Source organism: Streptomyces sp. PA03-6a, from assembly GCF_033792765.1.
In the GTDB taxonomy this organism is placed as follows: Bacteria; Actinomycetota; Actinomycetes; order Streptomycetales; family Streptomycetaceae; genus Actinacidiphila.
In genome coordinates this window covers 1-3,285 of record NZ_JARAVK010000480.1, presented here as the reverse complement: position 1 = coordinate 3,285, position 3,285 = coordinate 1, and the positions used below count along the sequence as shown (strand labels likewise).

Sequence of the window (3,285 nt, the reverse complement as noted above, 5' to 3'; positions counted from 1 at the left end):
ACAACACCGCGGCGGTGGCCCAGCTCATCACCGAGTGGCGGCACACCGCCGAAGTCCACGCCGACCCCGAGCTGTATGCCGCGCTGAGCTCCGACTCCGGCCGGGTGAGGGTGAATGGGATGTCCGGTTCGCCACCGGCGAGGCCGCCAAGGGCTGGGACCAGCTGTCAGCTCAAGCGCCGGGCAACACCCGCGCTGCCTGGCTGCTGATGCGCGCCGACCCGGCCCCCGCGGCCAGGACTGAGCGTCACCACCAGCTCAAGGGCGAACTCGCCCACGGCACCCACCGCGGCACCGTCATGGACCGCTGGCAGATCGAGGTCACCGCCGGCGGCCGCATCTGGTACCTGGTCGACACCGAACGCCGCACCGTCTGGATCGACTACGCCTCCACCAGCCACCCCAAAGCCACCGACCGATAAAGCCCCGGGCGTACCGGACGGCCCGGGTGGCAGGGGTAAGGTGTTGAGCGCTTCGCAGCACGGCAGGCCGTGTCACCCCACCCGACATCGGCCTGCCACCCCTCGCCCCCGGCCACCGCACGCCAGGGGCGAGGACCTTTGGGGGTGTGGCGGAACAGGCAGACGCGCCGGATTCAAGTCCCGGTGTCCCCGGACGTGAGGGTTCAACTCCCTCCACCCCTACCAGCAACCCATACCGGCCACCGCGCTTCACAATGCTCGACAGAATTCCAAAAGAGTTGAAAAGCCTTTTACAGGCTAGATTCTGAAATTCCTTGCACGAGCTGGCCGAGAACGTTTAAAATTTCCTGTCCAACCGGAGTCGGGGCGATCAGAACCCCCAATACGATGACGATAGCCACCGTGAGCTTCTCATCAAAACGACTCCGGGCTTCCGTACGTCGCCGCAGGCGCAACACGACGATGAAAGCCAGCAGCACTGCCACGTTGATGGTCAGCAACTCGCGCCAGCCCTCCCCTGTCTGAACCCTCTACGGTCAGAATGCCGCCCAAGCCCTCCTATCTACCCCAACCATGAAAGTTCCGCGCCATGGTTGCCCGTGACTGGCGGCAAAGCATCGCTTGATGGGCTGGATTTAGCCGAAACGCCGCCGTCTGCGCTCGACGACGGTGGAAAGAGCCAGTGGACAAGGGCTGGCAAGCGGCGTGCTCTAGTTTCGGTGGGCCGCGACGCGTCGTCGCGGGCGGGTCACGGCCCACCGACCGGCTCCGGGCGGATCAGACGGTGAGGTGGTCCGCCATGAGCTTGGCGAAACGCGCGGGGTCCTTCAGTGCGCCGCCCTCAGCGATGAGAGCCATGCCGTAGAGGAGTTCGGCAATTCCCGAGAGGCCGGCACCTGCGTCGTCGCCGCGTTCGGTGCGGGCCTTGTTGAGGCCGGCGACCAGGGTGTGGCCGGGGTTGAGTTCCAGGATGCGCTTGGTGTGCGGGACGTCCTGGCCCATGGCCCGGTACATGTTCTCCAGGGCCGGGGTGATGTCGTAGGTGTCCGAGACGAGACAGGCCGGGGAGACGGTCAGGCGGGTGGACAGCCGGACCTCCTTCACGTCCTCGGTGAGCACCTCGGTCATCCAGGTCAGCAGCTCGGCGTACTCCTTCTGCCGGCTCTCGCGCTCGCTGCCGGTCGTGGGGTCCTGCTCGCCGGCCTCCAGGTCGACCGTTCCCTTGGCAACCGACCGCAGCTGCCTGCCGTCGAACTCGGGCACCGCGGTGACCCAGACCTCGTCGACAGGGTCCGTCAGCAGCAGTACCTCGATGCCCTTCGCGCGGAATGCCTCCATGTGCGGGGAGTTCTCGATGGCTTCCCGGGAGTCGCCGGTCAGGTAGTAGATCTCTTCCTGGCCGTCCTTCATGCGTTCCACGTACTGCGTCAGCGTGGTCAGCTCGTCCTTGTCGTGCGTGGATGCGAAGGAACACAGGCCCAGCAGGGTGTCGCGGTTGCCGTGGTCGCCCAGCAGGCCTTCCTTCAGGACGGGGCCGAACTCCCTCCAGATCGTGGTGTAGCGGTCGGGTGCGCTGGTCATGAGGTCCTTGATGGTGGCCAGGACCTTCTTGGTCAGGCGCCGGTGGATCATCTGGATCTGCCGGTCCTGCTGCAGGATCTCGCGGGAGACGTTGAGCGAGAGGTCCTGTGAGTCGACGACGCCCTTGACGAAGCGCAGATAGGGCGGGAGGAGTTCTTCGCAGTCGTCCATGATGTGGACGCGCTTGACGTACAGCTGCAGGCCGCGCCGGTGGTCGCGGGTGAACAGGTCGTGCGGGGCGTGGGAGGGGATGAACAGCAGGGCCTGGTACTCGAAGGTGCCCTCCGCCTGCAGCCGGATGGTCTCCAGCGGGTCCAGCCAGTCGTGGGCCAGGTGCTTGTACAGCTCGTGGTACTCCTCCTCGGTCACCTCTTCCCGTGACCGCGCCCACAGCGCCTTCATCGAGTTCACCGTTTCCAGACCCGCCGGAGCCGGCTCGGTGCCCTCGTTCTCACCCTCGCCGACGCTGTCGGTGTCAGTGTCGGCCGGCGTCGTGGCATGCGCGGGCATGCGGATGGGCCAGGTGATGAAGTCCGAGTACCGCTTGACGATCTCCCGGAGCTTCCAGCCATCGGTGTAGTCGTGCAGCTGGTTATCGACGTCGACGGGCTTGAGGTGCAGGGTCACCGCCGTGCCCTGGGGCGCCTCCTCGACAGTTTCAACCGAGTAGGTGCCCTCACCGCGCGAGGTCCAGCGGGTGCCCTGACGCTCACCGGCCCTCCGGGTCACCACGGTGACCTCGTCGGCGACCATGAACGCGGAATAGAAGCCGACGCCGAACTGGCCGATCAGACCGGCCGCCGCGTCCGCGTCCTTGGTGTCCTTGAGTTCCTGCAGCAGCCTCGCTGTCCCGGAGCTGGCAATCGTGCCGATGAGGGCGACGACTTCCTCACGCGACATGCCGACGCCGTTGTCCCGCACTGTCAACGTCCGAGCCTGCGCATCCGCCTCAAAGGCGATGTGCAGATCGGACACGTCTGCCCCGAGCGCGTCGTTGCGTAGCGCCTCCAAGCGCAGCTTGTCCAGCGCGTCGGAGGCATTGGAGATCAGCTCCCGGAGAAACACGTCCTTGTTCGAATAAATCGAATGGATCATCAGCTGCAACAACTGACGGGCTTCCACCTGGAACTCATGGACCTCAGCCGACATGACGAGCAAATCCTCCAAAGATCAGAAAAGCCGACTACCGCACGCACTCTAAACCGCCCGCCCGAAGCCCCAACAGCGAGGTCACACGCCAAACCCGTACGGATACGAACGCCAGGCCCCGCCACCTACCAACC

3 protein-coding genes and 1 tRNA gene are annotated in these 3,285 nt (G+C 65.6%); 2 read left to right on the top strand and 2 right to left on the bottom strand.

The window, feature by feature from the left end; genetic code table 11:
- Positions 1 to 208: 208 nt before the first annotated feature.
- Positions 209 to 421 (top strand): hypothetical protein, encoded by a 213-nt coding sequence (locus tag PV350_RS45755; RefSeq protein ID WP_500339212.1) that lies wholly within the window; start codon positions 209 to 211, stop codon positions 419 to 421.
- Between the two features lie 140 nt (positions 422 to 561).
- A tRNA-Leu gene (locus PV350_RS45750) sits at positions 562 to 646 on the top strand.
- Between the two features lie 65 nt (positions 647 to 711).
- Here PV350_RS45750 and PV350_RS45745 read toward each other — a convergent pair.
- Positions 712 to 921, bottom strand: coding sequence for a hypothetical protein (locus tag PV350_RS45745; protein ID WP_500339211.1), 210 nt, complete (start codon positions 919 to 921; stop codon positions 712 to 714).
- A gap of 277 nt (positions 922 to 1,198) precedes the next feature.
- Positions 1,199 to 3,151, bottom strand: coding sequence for a molecular chaperone HtpG (gene htpG, locus PV350_RS45740; RefSeq protein WP_500339210.1), 1,953 nt, complete (start codon positions 3,149 to 3,151; stop codon positions 1,199 to 1,201).
- Positions 3,152 to 3,285: the final 134 nt, after the last annotated feature.